Source organism: Nocardia sp. bgisy118 (assembly GCF_057708605.1).
Genome location: NZ_JBYISM010000002.1, coordinates 39,748 through 58,355, shown reverse-complemented (window position 1 = coordinate 58,355; position 18,608 = coordinate 39,748). Strand labels below are relative to the sequence as shown.

Below are 18,608 nucleotides of genomic sequence, written 5' to 3'. Positions count from 1 at the left end.
CCGGCGCGCAAGCTGCTCAGGCGGGGACGCGCTGCACGGCGGCATCGTCGAAGGGCGGATAGTTGTCGCCGCCCATGCGCTCGGCCGCGTCGATGTAGCCGGTGAGCGCGTCGCGGGATCGAGCGAGCCGGTCCATCTGATCGTTCAGTCGCTTCAGCCGGGAACGCATCGCGGCCAGCAGCTCGGGACACCCGGGCAGCTCGGGGGCCTCGCCGACCGCGCAGGGCAGCAGATACGCGATGTCCTCGGACGACAGACCCGCACGGAGCAGGTGCCGGATCTGCTTCACCCGCAGCACGGCGCTCTCGTCGAACTCGCGGTAACCGTTCGCGCCGCGATCGGCCTCCAGCAGACCCTGCGCCTCGTAGTAGCGCAACTGGTGAGCGTTGACGCCCGTCCGACGACTCAGTTCCCCGATTCGCATCGAATCCTCGCTTGACCTTCACACCGGTATCAACGATGACGATGCTGCCATGAACAACACCGAAACACCCGTGACAGTCATCGGACTCGGACTGATGGGGCAGGCGCTCGCGGGCGCGTTCCTGAAAGCCGGGCATCCCACAACCGTGTGGAACCGCACGACCTCGAAGGCCGACCGGCTGGTGGCCGAGGGCGCACGGCTGGCGCCGACGGTCGCCGACGCGCTCGCGGCGAGCTCCTTGACGATCCTCTGCGTCACCGACTACCAGGCGGTGTACGAACTGCTCGGCGGCAGCGAAATCGACCTGGACGGAACGACAGTGATCAACCTGACCTCGGGCAGCTCGGCCCAGGCCAGGGAAGCCGCCCGATGGGCCGGGGAGCGCGGCGCCAACTACCTGGACGGCGCCATCATGGCCATCCCGCCCGCGATCGGCACCGCCGAGGCGGTGATTCTGCACAGCGGGCCGCAGCCGGACTTCGACGCGCACAAGCCGACACTCGACGCGCTCGGCACCGTTGCCTATCTCGGTGCGGATCACGGGCTGGCGTCCCTGTACGACGTGGCGGGCCTGGCCATGATGTGGAGCGTCTTGAACGCTTGGCTCCAGGGCACCGCGCTGCTCAGGACGGCCGGTGTCGACGCGGCGACCTACGCGCCGTTCGCGCGGCAGATCGCCGCCGGTGTGGCCGAGTGGCTGCCCGGGTATGCCGAGCAGATCGACAACGGGTCTTTCCCGGCCGAAGTGTCCGCGCTGGAGACCGACGCGCGGGCGATGGCGCACTTGATAGAGGAGAGCGAGGCGGTGGGTGTCAACGCCGAACTGCCGAAGTTGATCAAGGCGATGGCCGACCGCGCGATCGCCGCCGGGCACGGCGGTGAGCAGTATCCGGTGCTGATCGAAGAGTTCGGCAAACCTCGCAGCGCCTGACCGATACCGCCGCCGGGATCGGCCGCGCGCGCCCGGCTACTCGGCTTCCGTTGCGGCGCTTCGTATTTCGGCAACGGCGCTGATCGGTGCCGGATCGTCGGCGTTATCGGCGGCGGGTTCGGGTTCGGGTGCGGTGTTGGCGACCGGTTCCGGGGCGGAGTCGCCAGTCGCACCGCTGTCAGCGCCGCCGGGTGCAGGTTCCGGAGTGGCATTGGTGAGCGCGCGGTCGTCGGCGCTTTCGGGCGTGGGTTGCGGGGTAGTGTTGTCGGACGCGCGGCTGTCGGCGCTCCCGGGTGTGCGTTCCGGGGTGATGCGGTTGGGCACGCGGCTTTCGTCGCGGCCGAGTGTGGGTTCCGGGCCGTCGTCGCCCAGGGGCGTGGGGTGCTTGGCATCGGACGGCACGCGGTCCTCGACGTCGTCGAGTGCGGGTTCGAGCGTGGTGTTGTCGGACGCGCGGCTGTCGGCGCTCCCGGGTGTGGGTTCCGGGGTGATGCGGTTGGGCACGCGGCTTTCGTCGCGGCCGAGCGCGGGTTCCGGGGCATCATCGCCCTGGATCGCGGGTTGCTCGGTGTCGGTCCAGCAGGCTGTCGGTTCCTGCATGCCGCGCAGCAGGATGTTGTCGTACAGGGTCCACTGCTCGCGCTCGTGCGGGGCCGCGGCCTCGATCACCGCGCCGCTCACCAGGATTCGGCGGGGCGCCTCCTTGGCCTCGGTGGTCAGGCGGGCGGCCTCGTTGACCGCGTCGCCGATGACGGTGAACTCCAGGCGGGTGTCGGTGCCGACGTCCCCCGCGAAGACCTGGCCGTGCGCGACGCCGATGCCGATGTCCAGCTCGCCGCTCGCGGTCACCTCGTCGCGGATCCGGCGGGCGGCGCGGAGCGCCGGAGTCGCGTTGTCCCGCAGCGCGATCGGCGCGCCGAAGATGCACAGCGCGGCGTCGCCCTCGAATTTGTTGACCAGTCCGTCGTTGTCCTCGGTCGCGGCGACGACGATGGAGAGCAGCCGGTTCAGCTTGGTGACGAACTCCTGCGGCGGCAGGCCGGTGGACAACGCGACCGATCCGGTCACGTCCACGAAGAGCGCGGAGACGACCCGCACGTCACCGGTCAGGTCCATGCCTCCGGTGAGCGCCCGCTCGGCCACCTGCGCGCCGACATGCCTGCCGAACACCGCGCGCATCCGTTCGCGTTCGCGCAGGTTCGCGGCCAGCTCGTTGACCGTGTGCTCGAGCCGCCCGATCTCGCTGCTGCTGCCGACCGGCACCCGGACGTTCGTCTCGCCCCTGCTGATCAGATCCAGCGCCAGCCGCAGCGTCCGCATCGGGCTCGCCACCGCGCGGGCCAAAATGGCGGTGGCCAGCGCGCCGACGCTGATGCCCACCGCGGACAGATAGATGGCGGTGCGTATGCGGTCCGACGCGGGCGTGGCCGGGTCGGCGAGTACCGCGATCAGCATGGCGAGCGGCATGGCCCCCGCGACCGCCCACGTGACGACGACCCGCATGAGCACCGAGGAACTCCAGTGCATGGTGTCGCTCAGCACGGCGGACACCACCGGAATGGTCGGCCGGATCAGCCGGTCCACGATCAGGAAGGTCACCGCCGCCGACTGCAACGCGCCGAGGGTGAACAGCGCCGCCGTCACGCCGGGTGCGTCGATCTCGGTCAGGTGGGTGAAGGTGGCCGTCACCACGATCACGCCCGGTATCCAGAGGGCGAGCGCCCGGACGGTGATCGCGATCGGCAGCCGCAGCAGTCTGCTCGCTTCCTCGGGCGTCGGCTTGCGGGTCTGGTCTAGCCAGCCGAAGTATTTGCCCCGGTCGCGCATCGCCAACCCGACACCGGCCAGGAGTCCGATCAGCGGATAGATCGCGACCAGGGCCATGGTGCGCATCCAGTCCGCACCGAGCCTGCCGAAGAACCCGCTCAGCCACAGCCCGGTGACGATCACGGCGAGACCGCTGAGGTTCGCGGTGATGACCACCGCCGACAGACCCCAGCGGGCCTTCAGCGCCCAGACGACGAGCTTGGCGATCACGACGCGCGACCACCCGCCGAGAACGTCGACCGGGTACAGGCGGCGAGAAGTGACACGAAAGAGCAGCTTATCCGGCCGAATCTCGGCGGAGGGGCGGCAATGCGAAACTCACGCAGCTCCGACAACTCAGCGCGGCGCTCTCGACGACCCGGCGAGCTCCAACGGCTCAGCACAGCGCCGACGACCGCTCAGCGCGGCTCCCGACGACTCAGCGCAGCTTCGACAACTCAGCGCAGCACCACCAACCAGATCGCGATGTAGTGGCTCAGCGCCGCGAGCACCGTCGCGGCGTGGAAGAACTCGTGATGCCCGAAGACCGTCGGCCACGGATTGGGCCACTTGGTGGCGTAGAGGATGGCGCCGCCGCTGTAGATCAGCCCGCCGATCAGTAGCAGGATCAGCGGCGCGATGCCGATCTGGTCGTTGAGCTGCCCGGCCACCGGCACGATCGCCCAGCCGAGCAGCAGATACAGCGGTACGCCGACCCAGCGTGGCGCGGTCGGCCACAGGAGTTTCAGCGCGACGCCCGCGAGCGCGCCGGCCCAGACCACCGCGAGCAGCGTCTGCCCGGTGCTTCCCGGCAGGCCGAGCAGCGCGAACGGGGTGTAGCTGCCCGCGATGAACAGGAAGATCATCGAGTGGTCCGCGCGCTTCATCCTGATGCGGGTGCGCGGGGTCTGCCACGTGATGCGGTGGTAGACGGCGCTGATGCCGAACAATCCGCACACCGTGAGGCCATACACCAGGGTGGACCAGCCCGCCGTCGCGGACACGGTGGCCGCCTCGGCGACCAGTGTGATCCCCGCGATCGCGGCGATGCCGACCGCCCAGGTGTGGATCCAGCCGCGCATCCGCGGCTTCACCAGCGCGACGAGCGCCTCCGCCGGAGAGGTTCCGACCAGCTCCGCGTCGGCGGCGCCGACAGATTCGGACACGTGAGTGACCTCCTAGTTAACTGGTGAGTAACCTACGCGACCGTAGGTTGACTCCGGCTGTCACTGTACCGGGGAATCGCGGCCGATGCCGTGATCGTGCCTTCGAGGCGTACTGTTGGACGCCGTGGAGCTTCGGAGCCGGGTGCGTGGTCTGCCCTACCGCATCTACGAGGCCCGGCTGTCCAAGCAGCTGGCCGATAAACAACACCCACGCCACGTCGCGGTCATGTGCGACGGCAATCGCCGGTGGGCCAGGGAGAACGGTTTCACCGACGTGAGTCACGGCCACCGCGTCGGTGCGCTGAAGATCGCGGAGCTGGTCGGCTGGTGTTCGGACGAGGGCATCGAGATGGTCACCGTCTACCTGCTCTCGACCGAGAATCTCCAGCGTGACCCCGACGAGCTGGAAACGCTGTTCGAGGTGATCACCGATGTGGTCGAGGAGCTCTCGGCGCCCGAACGGGATTGGAGCGTGCGGATCGTCGGTTCGCTCGACGGGTTTCCCGAGCTGATCGCCAAGCGGTTGCGGACCGCGGCGGAAGGCACCGAGGGGCGCAAGGGCGTGCACGTCAATGTGGCGGTCGGATACGGCGGGCGTCAGGAGATCACCGACGCGGTGCGGTCGCTGGTGCGCCAGGAGATGGCGGCGGGGGAGACCGGCGAGGATCTGGTGCAGTCGATCACCGTCAACGCCATCGGTCAGCATCTGTACACCTCGGGTCAGCCGGATCCGGATCTGGTCATCCGCACCTCGGGTGAGCAGCGGCTTTCGGGCTTCCTGCTGTGGCAGAGCGCATACTCGGAAATATGGTTCACCGAGGTCTACTGGCCCGAGTTCCGCCGGGTGGATTTTCTCCGCGCCTTGCGCGATTACGCGGCTCGACATCGCCGTTTCGGGGTCTGAAACGGCCACCTTCCAGTACCGTCCGGTCTGTGCATGTTCTGACGCAGACCCCGCCGGCGCCCGCCCCGGCGCCGAACGGTGACGGACCGGGTCGGCAGATCGGTTACGAGGAGTTCGGCCGCCGCTTCCTCGAGTACGCCGTGTCCGAGGAACGCGTCGCCGCCGCGTTCGGCGAGCTGACCGGCGCGGCATTCGATGTCGGCCCCTTGCGGGTCGGCCCGGCGCGGCTGGCCAAGGTCGTCGCCCATGTGCGCCTTGGCATTCCGCGCGTGCACCGCCGCCTCGACGAGGTCATCACCTTCGAACTGGTCCTCCCGCTGCGCGTCGGCATGCTCGTCGACCTCGGCATCGATCGGCACCGCTTCGAGGTGGACGGCACGGTTCACCTGCACCTCACCGCCCGTACCGCCGAGCCGCTCCGGGTCCTCATCGACATCGCCGAACCTCGCCGGCGCGACGTGCACGTCAACGTGGCCGCGGGCACCAAACGCGCCCAACTCCTGCGCGTCCTCGTCGGCGTCGACCACGAGATCCGCCGCTTCGTCGCCCGCTACATCGCCACCGAAATCCGCAAACCGCACATCGCGGCGGTGCTCGACATCGATGTGGCGAGCCGGTTGGACCAGGCATGGCGGTTGTAGGGGTTTACAGACCCAAGAAGATGCTGACGAAGACCGCGGTCCACGCCCAGACCCCCGCCACGAATGCGACGGCTTCGTCGCGAGCGCGTGGAAACTTCCACCACACAACAGCCGAAATCAGCGGTGCCGCAAGCGCCACCGTGCGCCAGTTCCACGGGTAGGGAATCAGCTCGTGGTCAGGGAAGGTGCCGATGTACACGCCCATGAACGGATATGCCGCAGCGAAGGCGGCCGGAATCGTCAAGAATCGCCACCACGTCAGAGATTGCACAGTACCCCCGTTGTGCCCCCGCATCGATCGCCTCGATACTAGCTTGCCGCGTGCAGGCTGGAAACCCTTGGGCAGCAAGGAGATAGGCGATAGGAACTAGGGGCTGGGGGATTGCAGCTGTTTGCTACTGGCTGGATGGTACTCCCGTTCGCAGCGTAACCCGTTGTGGGGAGGTGATTTACAACTTCCGAAGCCGGAGGCGGTTGATGCTGTGGTCGGCGTCCTTGCGGAGGACGAGGGTGGCGCGGGGGCGGGTGGGGAGGATGTTCTCGACCAGGTTGGGGCGGTTGGTGGAGTTCCAGATCTCCTTGGCGGTGGCGGTCGCCTGGTCGTCGGTGAAGCCCGCGTAGTGGTGGAAGTGGGCGTTGGGGTCGGCGAAGGCGGTCTTGCGCAGGGTGAGAAACCTTTGCACATACCACTTTTCGATGTCCTCGATACGCGCGTCGACGTAGATGGAGAAATCGAACAGATCCGAAACCATCAGGCGCGGACCGGTTTGCAGCACATTCAGTCCCTCGACGATGAGGATGTCCGGCTGACGCACGCAGTGCAATTTGCCGGGCACGATGTCGTAGGAATTGTGCGAATACACCGGGGCGCACACCTCGGGCGCACCCGATTTCACCTCGGTGACGAAGCGCAGTAGTTTGCGCCGGTCGTAGCTCTCCGGAAAACCCTTGCGGTGCATGATGCCGCGCCGGGTGAGTTCGGCGGTGGGGTAGAGGAACCCGTCGGTTGTGACCAAATCCACACGCGGATGGTGATCCCAGCGGGCCAGCAACGCCTGCAGCACACGCGCAGTAGTCGACTTTCCGACCGCGACGCTGCCCGCGACGCCGATCACGAACGGCACCTGCTGATCCGGGTGCTTCTCCCCGAGGAAGGTGGCGGTGGCGGCGAACAGGCGCTGCCGGGCGGCCACCTGGAGGTGGATGAGACGAGCGAGCGGCAGATAGACCTCCGCGACTTCCTCGAGGTCGATCTGTTCGCCGAGGCCGCGCAGGCCGATCAGTTCTTCCTCGGTGAGCACCAGCGGAGTCGATTTGCGCAGCGTTCGCCACTGCTTACGGTCGAATTCCACATAGGGGCTCGGCTCGCTCATTCGTGCCACTTACCCGACGCTCCATTTCGGCAAACACGCACACAAGCCGGTTCGGCCCTGTGAGATTCGATCTAGCTCTCGCCGCATGGTCGAATTCTCCTCCGCTTCACCATTGTGTGAAACGGGGGGTGCCGCTACCGGCTGGTAACCACCTCGATACCGTGCGCGGCACCCGCTAGTGTCGGCTGGCATGGAAGCGCATCCGCTCGTCACCGAGTACCTGCGACTCGGCCTGGCCTTCGACCGGCTCGAGGAAGGTTTCGTCGACGCCTACACCGGCGATCCGCGGCTGCGCCGCGAGGTGGACAACGCCCCCGCACCCCAGCCCCGCGACTTGGCCCGGCGCGCCGCCGACCTGCGCGCGGCGCTGCCCGACGCGGGTCTCGCGCCGGAGCGCACCGAGTTCCTCGACGTGCACCTGCGCGCGCTGGAGTGCTCGGGTCGCAAGTTCGCCGGCGAGAACATCGGCTTCGTCGACGAGGTGCTCGCCTACTTCGACGTCGACATCGCGCCCGGCGACATCGAGGACTATCGCGACGCGCACCGTCAGATGGACGAGGTGCTCGCGGGCGACGGACTGCTGGCCGAGCGGGTCGCCGCACACCGCAAGGCCGACGAGATTCCGCCGGAGCGGCTGCGCGACTGTGTCGAGGCATTCTCCGGCGCGCTGCGCGAGCTGGTGCGCGAACGCTATCCGCTGCCCGACCACGAGCACGTCACCTACGAGGTGGTCGGCGACAAGCCGTGGTCCGGATTCAATTACTACCTGGGCAACTACCGCTCCACGGTCGCGATCAACTCCGATCTGAAGCAGCACATGGCGAACCTGCCGCACCTGATCGCGCACGAGTCCTACCCCGGCCACCACACCGAGCACTGCCGCAAGGAGGCCGGTCTGGTGGCGGCCGGGCAGGCCGAGCAGACCTTGTTCGTGGTCAACACGCCCCAGTGTCTGATGGCCGAGGGCCTCGCGGATCAGGCGCTGCGCTCGATCGTGGGGCCCGGCTGGGGCAAGTGGGCGCAGGAGATCTACGCCGACCTCGGTCTGCGTTTCGACGGCGACCGCGCCGAGCGCCTGTCGACGGCCTCGGCCAAACTGCTCTCCGTGCGCCAGGACGCGGCCCTGCTGCTGCACGATCGGCGCCGCGACGAGACCGAGGTCGCGGAGTTCTTGCAGCGGTGGAATCTGGTGACGCCGGAGCGGGCGCGTCAGTCGCTGCGGTTCCTCTCCTCGCCGCTGTGGCGCGCCTACATCAGCACCTATGTCGAGGGATATCGCCTGCTCGGCGGCTGGCTGGACCGCGCCGTCGACGCGGACGACCGCGCCGACCGTTTCCGGCGACTGCTCGACGAGCCGCTCACCCCCGGCGCACTGCGCGAAATGTGAACGGCAAGGTACGGCGTGGGCGCGCGGTTCGTCACTGAATGACCGCGCACCCCTCGCCGGAGGAAAGGGAACACATCAGCAGGGACAGCGTCCGCAGCAGCGCTTCGATCGGGTTGCTGGGGACGGAGGCGAGATGAAGCACGGTGATCTCCTCGGTGATTCGACGGGGACGACGTCACCTGTGAAACCGGTCCGCCCCATCCGCCTCGTTACGCTCCGAGCTGCCCCCAAAAGCGTTGGCAGGGAGCTCAGGCCGCCGAGAAGGTGACGCGCACCGAGATCGGCTCGGTCTCCAGCGCCTTGATCGTCCACGCCAGGACCGGCCGGGCGATCCTGCCGGTGGCGAAGCTGCGTGCCCTGGCCACCACGTCGTCGTCGGGGACGAACGCCGCGGTTCCCGTGTACCAGCGGTCGCCGCGGCGCAGCCGGACCCGGGGGTCGGCGGTGATGTTGCGCGCCCAGCCCGCACGCGGTCCGTGCTGGCAGATGATCCAGGCGCCCGCGTCGTCGAACGACGCCGTCACCGGAACTCGCCGGGGCAGGCCGGTTTTCGCGCCGGTGGTCTCCAGCTCGGAGACCAGCGCGGTGCGGATGCCGAGCCGGTCGAGCGCCGCCACCGCGGGGTTCGCGATGTAGCGGCCGATCAGCCTCTCCCGCTTGAACTTTCGCAGGGTGTCACGTTCGGTCACGGCGATGCTCCTCAGCGGAAGATGACGCAGGTGGTGGTGGCGTGGGCGACGAGGCGGCCCTGGTCGTCGACGACGCGACCCTCGGCCGTCGCGGTGGTGCGACCGACGTGGATGGTGGTGCCGGTGGCGGTGAGCTTGCGGCCGTCGGTGGGCACCGAGCGGATGTAGTTGACCTTGAGCTCCAGCGTGCTGTAGCCGACGCCGGCTTCCAGGGTGCTGTGCACCGCGCAGCCCATCACGGAGTCGAGCAGCGTCGCGCAGATGCCGCCGTGCGTGCTGCCGAGCGGATTGGCGAACTCCTGGCGGGTCTGCAGGCTGAACACCACCTTGCCGTGCTCGAGCGTCTCGGCCTCCATGCCGAGCAGGTCGCCGATGAACGGCGGACGGTCCTTCAGCGTCATCGCGATCTTCAGCAATTCGAGGCCCGAAAGGCGGGCCGGATCGATCTGCGCGGGCGCATTCATGGATTTCCGTCCTTTCGATGAACCGATCGGTCCACATCTGTCATGATTGGAGCATGGACCGATCGGTTCACGCAAGCTGCCGGAGAGGAAGGTCATGACGCAGGGTCCGCGCGCGCGGTTGATCGAGGGCGCCATCGAACTGGTGCGTGAGCAGGGTGTGCACGGCGCAGGGCTGGCCGCGCTGCTCGACCGGAGCAATACCTCGCGCAACTCGCTCTACCAGCACTTTCCTTCGGGCAAGAGCGAGCTGGTCGCGACCGCGACCGAGGTGGCGGGCCGCAGGATGTCCGCCGTCATCGAAGCGCTGACCCGGACCGGCGAGCCGGAGGGCTGGGTCGGCGCGCTGGTCGGCTGGTGGAAGCAGGCATTGGAATCCAGCGGCTTCGTCGCCGGTTGTCCGATCGTCGGCGCCGCGCTGGCCGAATCCGAGCCCGGTGTCCAGGCCGCCGCGGGCATCGCCTTCGCGGGCTGGACCGAAGTGCTGGCCGCCGCCCTGGCGAACCGCGGCGTCGACGCCGCGCGAGCGAGCTCACTGGCGAGCTTCGTGATCAGCGCCGTGGAGGGTGCGATCGTCCAGGCGCGCGCGACGAAATCGACCCGCCCGCTCGACGATGTACGGGACAACCTCGTGATCTTGCTCCGCGCCGGGTGAACGGACCGCCAACCCCCTGCCGGAAGCCCGACCAGGCCCCAATAGACTGAGGCCCGTGACGCAGACGACCGCCTCTGTCAATACCCAGTCCCTCGGTGAGCTCGATCCCGAGCTCGCTGCCGCGATGGCAGGCGAGCTCGCCCGCGAGCGCGACACCCTGGAAATGATCGCCTCGGAGAACTTCGTGCCGCGCGCCGTGCTGCAGGCACAGGGCAGCGTGCTGACCAACAAGTACGCCGAGGGCTACCCGGGCCGTCGCTACTACGGTGGCTGCGAGCACGTCGATGTCGTCGAGACCCTCGCCCGCGACCGCGTCAAGGAACTGTTCGGCGCCGAATTCGCGAACGTGCAGCCGCATTCCGGTGCGCAGGCCAACGCCGCGGTGCTGATGGCGCTGATGAACCCGGGTGAGAAGCTGCTCGGCCTCGACCTCGCGCACGGCGGTCACCTGACTCACGGCATGCGGCTGAACTTCTCCGGCAAGCTCTACGAGGTGCACTCGTACGGGGTGAGCAAGGAAGACCACCGCGTCGACATGGACGAGGTCCGCAAGATCGCGCTGGAGGCACAGCCGAAGGTGATCGTCGCGGGCTGGTCGGCCTACCCGCGTCACCAGGACTTCGCCGCATTCCGCGAGATCGCCGACGAGGTGGGCGCCTACCTGTGGGTGGACATGGCGCACTTCGCCGGTCTGGTCGCCGCCGGTCTGCACCCCTCCCCGGTGCCCTACGCCGACGTCGTCTCCTCCACCGTGCACAAGACCCTCGGTGGTCCGCGTTCCGGCCTGATCCTGGCCAAGCAGGAGTTCGCCAAGAAGCTGAACAGCTCGGTGTTCCCGGGCCAGCAGGGCGGCCCGCTCATGCACGCCATCGCCGCCAAGGCCGCCGCGTTCAAGATCGCCGCCACCGACGAGTTCCGTGACCGCCAGGAGCGCACCCTCTCGGGCGCCAAGATCCTGGCCGAGCGCCTCAACGGCGCCGACGTCAAGGACAAGGGCATCAGCGTGCTCACCGGCGGCACCGACGTGCACCTGGTGCTCGTCGACCTGCGCAACTCCGCGATCGACGGCCAGCAGGGCGAGGATCTGCTGCACGAGATCGGTATCACGGTGAACCGCAACGCCGTTCCGTTCGACCCGCGCCCGCCGATGGTCACCTCCGGCCTGCGCATCGGCACCGCCGCACTGGCCACCCGCGGCTTCGGCGACGCCGAGTTCACCGAGGTCGCCGACACCATCGCCACCGCACTGGTCGGCGGCTCCGACGTCGAGACCCTGCGCGGCCGCGTCACCAAGCTGGCCCAGAGCGTGCCGCTCTACCAGGGCCTGGAGGACTGGCGCCTGCTCGGCTGAGCCGTGCCTTTGGCGAACGCCCTCACGGGACACCGTGGGGGCGTTCGCCTTTCGCTGCGCTGTCGGAACTGACGCGGGATCGCCGTGGGTCACGCTGACCGTGGTGGCGTGGCTGCTGTGTTGCTGCTGCGGATGTGTTGGGTCAGGAAGAGGGCTGCGCGCTCGAGTGCCTGGTCGGCTTCGTCGAGAACGCCGGCGTAGGACTGGAAGACGTGGGGCACGTCGGCGGTGATGTCGAGGATCACGTTCACGCCGGCGTCGCGGGCGCGAGCGGCCATGCGGGTCGAGTCGTCCAGGAGGACCTCGTTGGTACCGGCCTGGAGGAGCATCGGCGGGAGACCTGTCGGGTCGGCGCACAGGGCCGGGCTCGCCATCGGCTGGTGTGGGTCCTGCCCGGCGAGGTAGAGGGGGGCGATGGTTTCCTCGAGGTACTCACGGGTGAAGATCGGGTCGATACCTGCTTTGGTGTCCATGCTCTCGCCCGACCCGGTGGCGTCGAGGGATGGGGAGAAGGCGACGATCGCGGCGGGTAGCGGGAGTCCTGCGTCGCGGGCGGCGAGGCAGGTGGTGACGGTGAGGCCGCCGCCGGCGGAGTCTCCGGCGAACGCGATGGCCGAGGGATCGTGCCCGCTGTCGAGGAGGGCGCGGTAGGCGCTGAGTGCGTCGTCGATCGCGGCTGGGAGCGGGTGCTCAGGGGCGAGCCGGTAGTCCAGTGAGTACGACCTGAACCCGGTCTTGGCCACGAGGTTCCCGGTCAACGAGAGCGCGGTCTGGGGGGAACCGGCCACCCAGCCGCCGCCATGGAAGTACAGGATCGTTGCGGGGCGTGGGTTGTTGTCCGGCTCGACGTGCAGTGCGGGTCGGTCGCCGAGCGTCGTCCGCGTGGTGCGGAGGCCACCCGGGATGATCATCTGGTCCATCGTCGCCTTGAATCGGTCTCGGAACGCCTCGACCGATTGCGGGCCTTGCGGTCGGGGCTGTCGGAGCATCGCGTCGAGCCGGGCGCGTTGTTGCTTGCTCATGCGGGTCGTTCCTGTCGGTTGCCGGCGCTGGTGGCGGCGGTGCAATTTGTGTGCAGCCAGGGCGCCGGGGCGGTCCTCTTCACTGCTTTTTCACCAGGTTTTTCGCTGTCATGCTCTGCGCGGCGGTGATGATGGCGTCCTCGGGGTTGCGCGTCCGCCAGCCCAGTACGCGGCGGGCCTTCTCGTTGGAGGTCTTCTTGGCGTAGCCGAGGTCGGGCGCGACAGAACGCAGTTGTGTGGAGAACACGGCGCCGATCCGCACGATGATGTTCGGGATGTTGCGGGTCGGGACGTTGTCGGCTGCGTCGCCGAGGTGTGCCCTGATGATGGCGGCGATCTCCTTCATCGGGATCGCCGGCCCGTTCGAGAGCAGGAAGCGCTGGCTGGCGGCCTCCGGCGTCGTCATCGCCAGGATATGTGCCGCGGCCACGTCGCGTACATCGACGATCGGGATGAAAAGGTTTGGGAGACCAGGCATTTCGCCGCCCAGTAGCGCCTGGATGAGGTGGTTCGAACCCGAGACGTCCGCGCCCATGACAGGCCCCATCGTTGCGACGGGGAGCAACGTGGACAGTTCCATCGAACCCCCCTCGGCGTCGATGAAGTCCCAGGCGGCACGCTCGGCGAGGGTCTTGCTCTTGGCGTACGCGTCGACGCCGGGGCCGTTGAGGAGGGTCCAGTCGGTCTCGGTGAAGACGTGGCCGTCGTGCGGGTGGCCCCAGCTGACGGCGTGGAACGCGGAGGTGAGGACGACGCGCTCGACACCGGCGTCGCGGGAGGCGCGCAGGACTCGCAGGGCGCCTTCGCGGGCGGGGAGGACCAGGTCGTCCTCGTTGTGGACGTGTCCGGGTTGGACGGGGGAGGCGACGTGCAGTACGAAGTCGACGTCGGCGACGGCTTCGGCCCAGCCGGCGTCGTCAGTGAGGTCGGCGGCGGCGAAGCTCAAGTTGTCGCCGCTCGCCATGCCCGCGTCGGTGAGCACGGATCGCACAGCGGGCTCGCGGCGCAGGGACCTGACCGTGGTGCGCACGCGGTAGCCCTGTTCGAGGAGTTGGAGAATGCAGTGACCGGCGATGAAGCCCGATCCGCCGGTGACAAGCACGAGTTGCTGGGTCATAACCGCCATGTTCCGTGTCGGGCAGGCCGACAGCCAGCGCCTTCGCGTTCCTGGGGGTGTCAGGACCAGTCACGTTCCGGCCTCGCGGATTACGGTGGGGACGTGACCGGTGAACAGAACTTGCTGGGCGATTACCTGCGCGCCCGCCGCGAGCTCGTGACCCCTGAGCAGGTCGGGATCCCCGTCCTGGGTGTGCGGCGGGTCCCCGGCCTGCGCCGCGAGGAGGTCGCCATGCTCGCCGGCATCAGCGCCGACTACTACCTGCGCCTCGAGCAAGGCCGCGACCGCAAGCCTTCGGTCCAGGTCCTCGAATCCATCTCCCGCGTACTGCAACTCGACGAGGACACCAGCGCTTACCTGCTCGGGCTCGCCGCCGACAAGCCCCGACGCCGACGGCGACCGGTCAAGGAGACCGTGCCGCCCAGCATCGTGAAGCTTCTGGGAACTCTTCCGCTGCCAGCGTTCGTGGAAGGGCGCTACCTCGACGTCCTCGCCGCCAATCCCCTGGCCACGGCGCTGTCGCCGCGCCTCACGGTCGGAGCCAACAGGCTGCGCGATGTGTTCCTCGATCCCGCCGAGCGCTCCCTGTTCCCGGACTGGGAGATCGCCACCGAGGGTCTGATCGCGGGCTTCCGACAGTCGGTCGGCACCGACATCGACGATCCCCGCTTCATCGAGCTCGTCGGCGAACTTTCCCTCGCCAGCCCCCGCTTCCTCCGGCTCTGGGCCCGGCACGACGTCAAACCGCGACAGGGCACGCTCATGCGCTTCGACCACCCCCAGGTCGGCCGCCTGGTTCTCAACCGCGAGAAGCTCCTCATCACCAGTACCAACGGAATGATGCTCGTCATGTACCACGCCGACACCGGAAGCGACGACGCCGACAAACTCGCGATCCTCGCCTCCGCCACCCTGCCCCCAGCAACAGCTCGTGACGTGGCCACCGACAAGAGCGCCGACGCAGCTACCTGACCCGGCTGTCGACCGAGGCCATCGCACTGGTCGTCACGATTGCGGACGGGCTCGGTGACGAATGGCTACCCGTCCATGCGGGCCCGCGCTCGAATGATCGATTCGTCCAGGTAGCGGCCGATGTCGGCGCTGGAGCCGGGGCGGATCATGAGGGCGCGGTTGGCGGGGATCTCGCAGTAGCGCCCGTCGTCGGTGTCGATCCAGCGGAGTTTGCCGGTGCGCAGTGGGTCGGCGTTGCGGGGGCCGAGCAGAACGGTGACGGTGCCTCGGGTGGTGCACGACTGCCGCCAGAAGCGGCGGTAGCGGTCCCGGGTCCCGGCGGCCGGTGCCGAGCCGAAGGGGGCGGGGCGGTCGTCGGCGAGATCGTCCAGGAGATAGGTCCTTTCGGCGACGGTCCCCGGTTCGTGGTCGGGAAGCAGCCGGACGAGTTCGGTGGCGAGCTGGTCGGTTCGGCAGCGGCGCAGGCGGATCTTCCCGCCGTCGGGCGCCGGGTTCTGCAACGCGACGACGCCGGAACCGCCCCGGTGCGCGCAGCCGATGGCGCGCAGCTCGGCGCCGCCCCGCCGGTTGTCGATGCCGAAAAGCTCGATGCGCCAATCGGGTCGGGCCAGCACATCGATGGCGCGGCGCAGCGGCATGTGCTCGTCGTGATCCAGCTCGGTGCGGAAATCGCGCTGGAAGGCCTGGTACTCGCGGAGGCCGGGGTAGCGGCTGGTGAAGCGGAAGGGGAAGGGCATCCGATCCAGACCGGTGCCGAACCACACCGCCGCGAACTGTTCGGCCGAGAGTGTCCACTGCGCCATCAGTCGGCTCCCAAAGCGGGCGGGACGGTCTTGGGCGTCTCGCCGATCAGTTCCTGGCCGTGCTCCTCGGAACGCAGGTACCGCGCCGTCCGGTGTTCGCCGTCCTCCTCGGTGCGGGTCCGGGGAGCGGACGGCATCACGCCCGCGTAGCCGGTGGCACCGGGAGCGCCCGGACGGGCCGGAACGCCCGACGGCGGTGCGGAGTTCGGGGCGGCCGCGGGTTGGGCGGGTACTGAGGAGCCGGGCCCGGGTGGCGGCGTCGCCGGAGCGCTGGTGGATCCGAGTGGGACGGGCGCGGCGGGTCGGGCGGAGGTTTCGTGGAGCGTGGCGGAAGCGAGGGGAGACGGCGGACTCGTGACGGAGGATGCGCCGAGCGGGGCGGTGGGTGCGGGGGGAGTGGTCGGCGTCGAGAAGACGGGTGCGGGGGAAGGTGTGGGTGACGAGGAAGGTGCGGGCGAGGGGGACTGCGGTGCCGACGAGGTGCTTGTCGGCGACGAGACAGACTGCGCGGCGACGGAATCCGTATCGGCATGCGGCTGAGCGTTCGCGCCGGGGGACGGATCCTCGGTCGATTCGTCTCCCTGACCGGTCTCCGGCTCGGTCACCGCCGACCCGTGCGCTCCGGTATCCGACGGCGGTCCGCCCTCGGGCTGGCCTCCACCACCGGGTCCATTTCCGGTATCGGGCGGCGGCGCGTCTCCCTCGGGCTGCGCATGGGACCCGGGCGGTCTACCGGTCTCCGGTTGCGCACCGGCGTCGGGCTGTGCTCCGTTCCCCGGTTGCGCACCGCTCCAGATCGGGTCTCCCGCTCCCGGTGGGGCTCCGTTGCCGGTTCGATCACCCTGTGCACCCGCACCGGGCTGAACCCCGGTGGATGCCTGCCCGTCGGCCCCTTGTTCCGACGACGTCGACGAGCCGACCACCTCGTCGCGATGCGACCCCGAAACCCCCTCCGCCGCTTCCGAATCGGTCACCGGATGCGCTCCATCCGGCCGCGCCGCCCCGGACGAGGACCCCGGACGCCCACCTCCGCCGAGCAGTCCGTCCATCATTCCCCCGCCGCTCGGACCCACCGGCGACGGCAGCGTCGGAATGCGCGGCGCCGTCGCGCCGTACGGCCGGATGTAGAGCCTGTGCATGTCGTCGCGCGCCTGCTCCTCGCGCCCGTTGCGCTCCTCGGGCGCCGTCGAATTCCCGGCCGCCGCATCCGGTATAGCCGCCTTGAATTCGGCGGCGGCGCTCCCCGCCGCCGTGAGTGGCTCGGATTGTCGGCCCAGCGCCGCCCCCAGTTCCCCCAGCTGCGCGACGAAGTCGCGGACGCCGCGCACCGCCGCATCGGCCGCCGCGCCCTCCCACCGCTGCTCGACCGCGCGTTGCAGCGCGGAGCCGAACTGTTCGCTCGCCGTGCCGACCGCGGCGGAGAGCGCGGACCATGAGGCGTGGGCGCTCGCCAGCCCGGCGGGATTCATTCGGTCCGCGGCTTGTTTGATCTCCGCGTGGGAAAAGCTCTGCGCGTTCTCGGGATTGGTGATCGCGCGGCCGTCGGTGCCATGCACTGCCATCGCGGTGGCCCCTTCCGTCAGTGCTGTTTGAACCTAATAGACGCGCCCGAGCCCGGCGCGGTTCCACCGAAACTCGCGAAATCCGTTCAGCGGGCGGCCAGCAGGGCGGGGTAGTCGCGCAGGTCGATGTCGTTGGCGGCGTTGTCGCCGTACTTCGTCATCAGCGAGAAGAGCCGCGATTCCAGGAACCAGTTGCGCAGCCGGATACCCAAAGCGGTGGTCGGCGCGAGGAACCGGCCTGCGCTGGAGTTGCCCGCGATCTTGGCGTATCGGCGCATGATCTCGTCGTAGCGCGCGAAGGCCACGGCGTGGTCGCCGTCGGCGAGCGCGAGTTCGCCCGCGATCACATATGCGCCGACCACCGCGAGCCCGGTTCCGAAGCCGCCCAGCGTGTTTCCGTACGCCGCGTCGCCGACGAGCGCGACCCGCCCCGCGGTGTAGCTGTCCATCCGCACCTGGCCCATCGAATCGAGGTACACGTCGTCGAACTCGGCGAGTTCGGCGAGCATCCGCGGCACCTCCCAGCCCAATCCGGCGTAGTGCTCGGCGATGATGCGCCGCTGGGCGTCGACGTCGTCGCGCGCGTATTCCAGTTCCGGTGCGGCGAACAGATAGAGCTGCTGTGCCTTGGAGCCGCCGCTGATCGCGAGCAGCCCGGGCGCGTTGTAGCCGAAGGCGACGGCGCGCTCGCGCGGCGTCGCCGAGTCGCTCCACGGGCTCGCGCCCGCGACGCAGTAGTAGTGCCCGAGGTGCCGCACGAAGTCGCGCTCCGGCCCGAACGCCAGACTCCGGACCCGGGAATGGATTCCATCGGCGCCGAAGACGAGATCGAAGGTGCGCGCCGGTCCGCGCTCGAAGGTCACCTGCACGCCGTCGGCGGTCTCGGTGAGTCCGGTGATCGAATCCCCGAAGACGTATTCGCAGTCGCTCGCGCTGCGGCGGTACAGGATTTCGGCCAGGTCGCCGCGCAGGATCTCGACGTCGCCGCCGGTGAAATCGCCGGACATGACGGCCAGCCGCGTGCCGCGCTCGTCGACGAACACGACGTCCGAGGCGCCGGTGCGGTGCGCCTGGATCTCGTCCCAGACGCCCATCTGCTCCAGCACGGTGCGATGCGTGCGGCCCTTGAAATCGATGGCCTGCCCGCCGGGGCGCGGCGCGGCGGCGCGCTCGACCACGGTGACGGCGAAGCCGTAGCGGCGCAGCCAGTACGCGAGCGAGGGGCCCGCGATCCCGGCGCCGGAGATGAGAACGGACAGGTTGCGCATGATCTCTCCTGAGATAGGAATTGCGTCCGACGTATTCTGTTTCCGGCGGACGCAGATCAGCGTATGGTAGACACAG

The 18,608-nt window shown here is 68.9% G+C and carries 19 protein-coding genes; 7 read left to right on the top strand and 12 right to left on the bottom strand.

The window, feature by feature from the left end; genetic code table 11:
- Positions 1-16: 16 nt before the first annotated feature.
- Entirely contained in the window at positions 17-424 is a 408-nt protein-coding gene (locus AC3EO7_RS02505; RefSeq protein ID WP_431964694.1) for a MerR family transcriptional regulator, read from the bottom strand.
- Positions 425-473: 49 nt separating this feature from the next.
- Between AC3EO7_RS02505 and AC3EO7_RS02500 the strand changes: the two genes are divergently transcribed.
- Entirely contained in the window at positions 474-1,355 is an 882-nt protein-coding gene (locus AC3EO7_RS02500; protein WP_435590348.1) for an NAD(P)-dependent oxidoreductase, read from the top strand.
- Positions 1,356-1,391: 36 nt separating this feature from the next.
- Here the strand turns inward: AC3EO7_RS02500 and AC3EO7_RS02495 are convergent, their stop codons facing one another.
- Together AC3EO7_RS02495 and trhA are read right to left on the bottom strand one after the other, a co-directional pair.
- Entirely contained in the window at positions 1,392-3,392 is a 2,001-nt protein-coding gene (locus AC3EO7_RS02495; protein WP_435590347.1) for an adenylate/guanylate cyclase domain-containing protein, read from the bottom strand.
- Between the two features lie 227 nt (positions 3,393-3,619).
- Positions 3,620-4,294, bottom strand: a complete 675-nt coding sequence (gene trhA / locus AC3EO7_RS02490; protein WP_431965373.1) for a PAQR family membrane homeostasis protein TrhA — start codon at positions 4,292-4,294, stop codon at positions 3,620-3,622.
- 148 nt (positions 4,295-4,442) lie between these two features.
- Between trhA and AC3EO7_RS02485 the strand changes: the two genes are divergently transcribed.
- Together AC3EO7_RS02485 and AC3EO7_RS02480 are read left to right on the top strand one after the other, a co-directional pair.
- Entirely contained in the window at positions 4,443-5,231 is a 789-nt protein-coding gene (locus tag AC3EO7_RS02485) for an isoprenyl transferase (RefSeq protein WP_431964687.1), read from the top strand.
- Positions 5,232-5,260: 29 nt separating this feature from the next.
- Entirely contained in the window at positions 5,261-5,872 is a 612-nt protein-coding gene (locus AC3EO7_RS02480; protein WP_435590346.1) for a hypothetical protein, read from the top strand.
- A 4-nt stretch (positions 5,873-5,876) separates the two neighbouring features.
- Here the strand turns inward: AC3EO7_RS02480 and AC3EO7_RS02475 are convergent, their stop codons facing one another.
- On the bottom strand, positions 5,877-6,116 hold the full coding sequence (locus AC3EO7_RS02475) for a hypothetical protein (RefSeq protein WP_435590345.1): 240 nt from the start codon (positions 6,114-6,116) through the stop codon (positions 5,877-5,879).
- A gap of 205 nt (positions 6,117-6,321) precedes the next feature.
- Positions 6,322-7,254: a type I pantothenate kinase gene (gene coaA, locus AC3EO7_RS02470; protein WP_431964681.1), complete on the bottom strand. Its 933-nt coding sequence runs from the start codon at positions 7,252-7,254 to the stop codon at positions 6,322-6,324.
- Between the two features lie 181 nt (positions 7,255-7,435).
- Between coaA and AC3EO7_RS02465 the strand changes: the two genes are divergently transcribed.
- Positions 7,436-8,632: a DUF885 domain-containing protein gene (locus tag AC3EO7_RS02465; protein WP_435590344.1), complete on the top strand. Its 1,197-nt coding sequence runs from the start codon at positions 7,436-7,438 to the stop codon at positions 8,630-8,632.
- Between the two features lie 248 nt (positions 8,633-8,880).
- On the opposite strand, the gene AC3EO7_RS02460 is transcribed toward AC3EO7_RS02465, so the two are convergent.
- Together AC3EO7_RS02460 and AC3EO7_RS02455 are read right to left on the bottom strand one after the other, a co-directional pair.
- On the bottom strand, positions 8,881-9,321 hold the full coding sequence (locus tag AC3EO7_RS02460) for a nitroreductase family deazaflavin-dependent oxidoreductase (RefSeq protein ID WP_431964677.1): 441 nt from the start codon (positions 9,319-9,321) through the stop codon (positions 8,881-8,883).
- An 11-nt stretch (positions 9,322-9,332) separates the two neighbouring features.
- A complete protein-coding gene (locus tag AC3EO7_RS02455) occupies positions 9,333-9,785 on the bottom strand; it encodes a PaaI family thioesterase (RefSeq protein WP_431964675.1) in 453 nt (150 codons plus the stop codon).
- Positions 9,786-9,879: 94 nt separating this feature from the next.
- Here AC3EO7_RS02455 and AC3EO7_RS02450 point away from each other — a divergent pair, with 94 nt between their 5' ends.
- Positions 9,880-10,437, top strand: a complete 558-nt coding sequence (locus tag AC3EO7_RS02450; protein WP_435590343.1) for a TetR/AcrR family transcriptional regulator — start codon at positions 9,880-9,882, stop codon at positions 10,435-10,437.
- Positions 10,438-10,492: 55 nt separating this feature from the next.
- A complete protein-coding gene (gene glyA, locus AC3EO7_RS02445; RefSeq protein WP_431964671.1) occupies positions 10,493-11,788 on the top strand; it encodes a serine hydroxymethyltransferase in 1,296 nt (431 codons plus the stop codon).
- 89 nt (positions 11,789-11,877) lie between these two features.
- Here glyA and AC3EO7_RS02440 read toward each other — a convergent pair whose 3' ends face one another.
- Both AC3EO7_RS02440 and AC3EO7_RS02435 read right to left on the bottom strand, forming a co-directional pair.
- Complete coding sequence (locus tag AC3EO7_RS02440) at positions 11,878-12,810, bottom strand: alpha/beta hydrolase (RefSeq protein ID WP_431964669.1); 933 nt, start codon at positions 12,808-12,810, stop codon at positions 11,878-11,880.
- 79 nt (positions 12,811-12,889) lie between these two features.
- Positions 12,890-13,927, bottom strand: a complete 1,038-nt coding sequence (locus AC3EO7_RS02435; protein WP_435590342.1) for an SDR family oxidoreductase — start codon at positions 13,925-13,927, stop codon at positions 12,890-12,892.
- 102 nt (positions 13,928-14,029) lie between these two features.
- Here AC3EO7_RS02435 and AC3EO7_RS02430 point away from each other — a divergent pair, with 102 nt between their 5' ends.
- A complete protein-coding gene (locus AC3EO7_RS02430) occupies positions 14,030-14,899 on the top strand; it encodes a helix-turn-helix domain-containing protein (protein WP_431964665.1) in 870 nt (289 codons plus the stop codon).
- Positions 14,900-14,964: 65 nt separating this feature from the next.
- Here AC3EO7_RS02430 and AC3EO7_RS02425 read toward each other — a convergent pair whose 3' ends face one another.
- From AC3EO7_RS02425 to AC3EO7_RS02415, 3 genes are all read right to left on the bottom strand, one after another.
- The gene (locus AC3EO7_RS02425) at positions 14,965-15,702 is read right to left on the bottom strand and encodes an ESX secretion-associated protein EspG (protein ID WP_435590341.1); all 738 of its coding nucleotides are present in this window, start codon (positions 15,700-15,702) and stop codon (positions 14,965-14,967) included.
- Positions 15,702-17,264: a hypothetical protein gene (locus AC3EO7_RS02420; RefSeq protein ID WP_435590340.1), complete on the bottom strand. Its 1,563-nt coding sequence runs from the start codon at positions 17,262-17,264 to the stop codon at positions 15,702-15,704. The genes AC3EO7_RS02425 and AC3EO7_RS02420 overlap by 1 nt, the downstream gene beginning before the upstream one ends.
- A gap of 86 nt (positions 17,265-17,350) precedes the next feature.
- The gene (locus AC3EO7_RS02415; protein WP_435590339.1) at positions 17,351-18,532 is read right to left on the bottom strand and encodes an FAD-dependent monooxygenase; all 1,182 of its coding nucleotides are present in this window, start codon (positions 18,530-18,532) and stop codon (positions 17,351-17,353) included.
- Between the last annotated feature and the right edge of the window lie 76 nt (positions 18,533-18,608).

Excerpts from the sequence above, each read along its gene's own strand:
- AC3EO7_RS02465 (WP_435590344.1), top strand. The coding sequence starts at position 7,436 with ATGGAAGCGCATCCGCTCGTCACCGAGTACCTGCGACTCGGCCTGGCC.
- AC3EO7_RS02505 (WP_431964694.1), bottom strand. The coding sequence starts at position 424 with ATGCGAATCGGGGAACTGAGTCGTCGGACGGGCGTCAACGCTCACCAG.
- AC3EO7_RS02500 (WP_435590348.1), top strand. The coding sequence starts at position 474 with ATGAACAACACCGAAACACCCGTGACAGTCATCGGACTCGGACTGATG.
- AC3EO7_RS02420 (WP_435590340.1), bottom strand. The coding sequence starts at position 17,264 with ATGGCAGTGCATGGCACCGACGGCCGCGCGATCACCAATCCCGAGAAC.
- AC3EO7_RS02450 (WP_435590343.1), top strand. The coding sequence starts at position 9,880 with ATGACGCAGGGTCCGCGCGCGCGGTTGATCGAGGGCGCCATCGAACTG.
- AC3EO7_RS02415 (WP_435590339.1), bottom strand. The coding sequence starts at position 18,532 with ATGCGCAACCTGTCCGTTCTCATCTCCGGCGCCGGGATCGCGGGCCCC.
- AC3EO7_RS02440 (WP_431964669.1), bottom strand. The coding sequence starts at position 12,810 with ATGAGCAAGCAACAACGCGCCCGGCTCGACGCGATGCTCCGACAGCCC.
- AC3EO7_RS02435 (WP_435590342.1), bottom strand. The coding sequence starts at position 13,927 with ATGACCCAGCAACTCGTGCTTGTCACCGGCGGATCGGGCTTCATCGCC.
- AC3EO7_RS02455 (WP_431964675.1), bottom strand. The coding sequence starts at position 9,785 with ATGAATGCGCCCGCGCAGATCGATCCGGCCCGCCTTTCGGGCCTCGAA.
- AC3EO7_RS02425 (WP_435590341.1), bottom strand. The coding sequence starts at position 15,702 with ATGGCGCAGTGGACACTCTCGGCCGAACAGTTCGCGGCGGTGTGGTTC.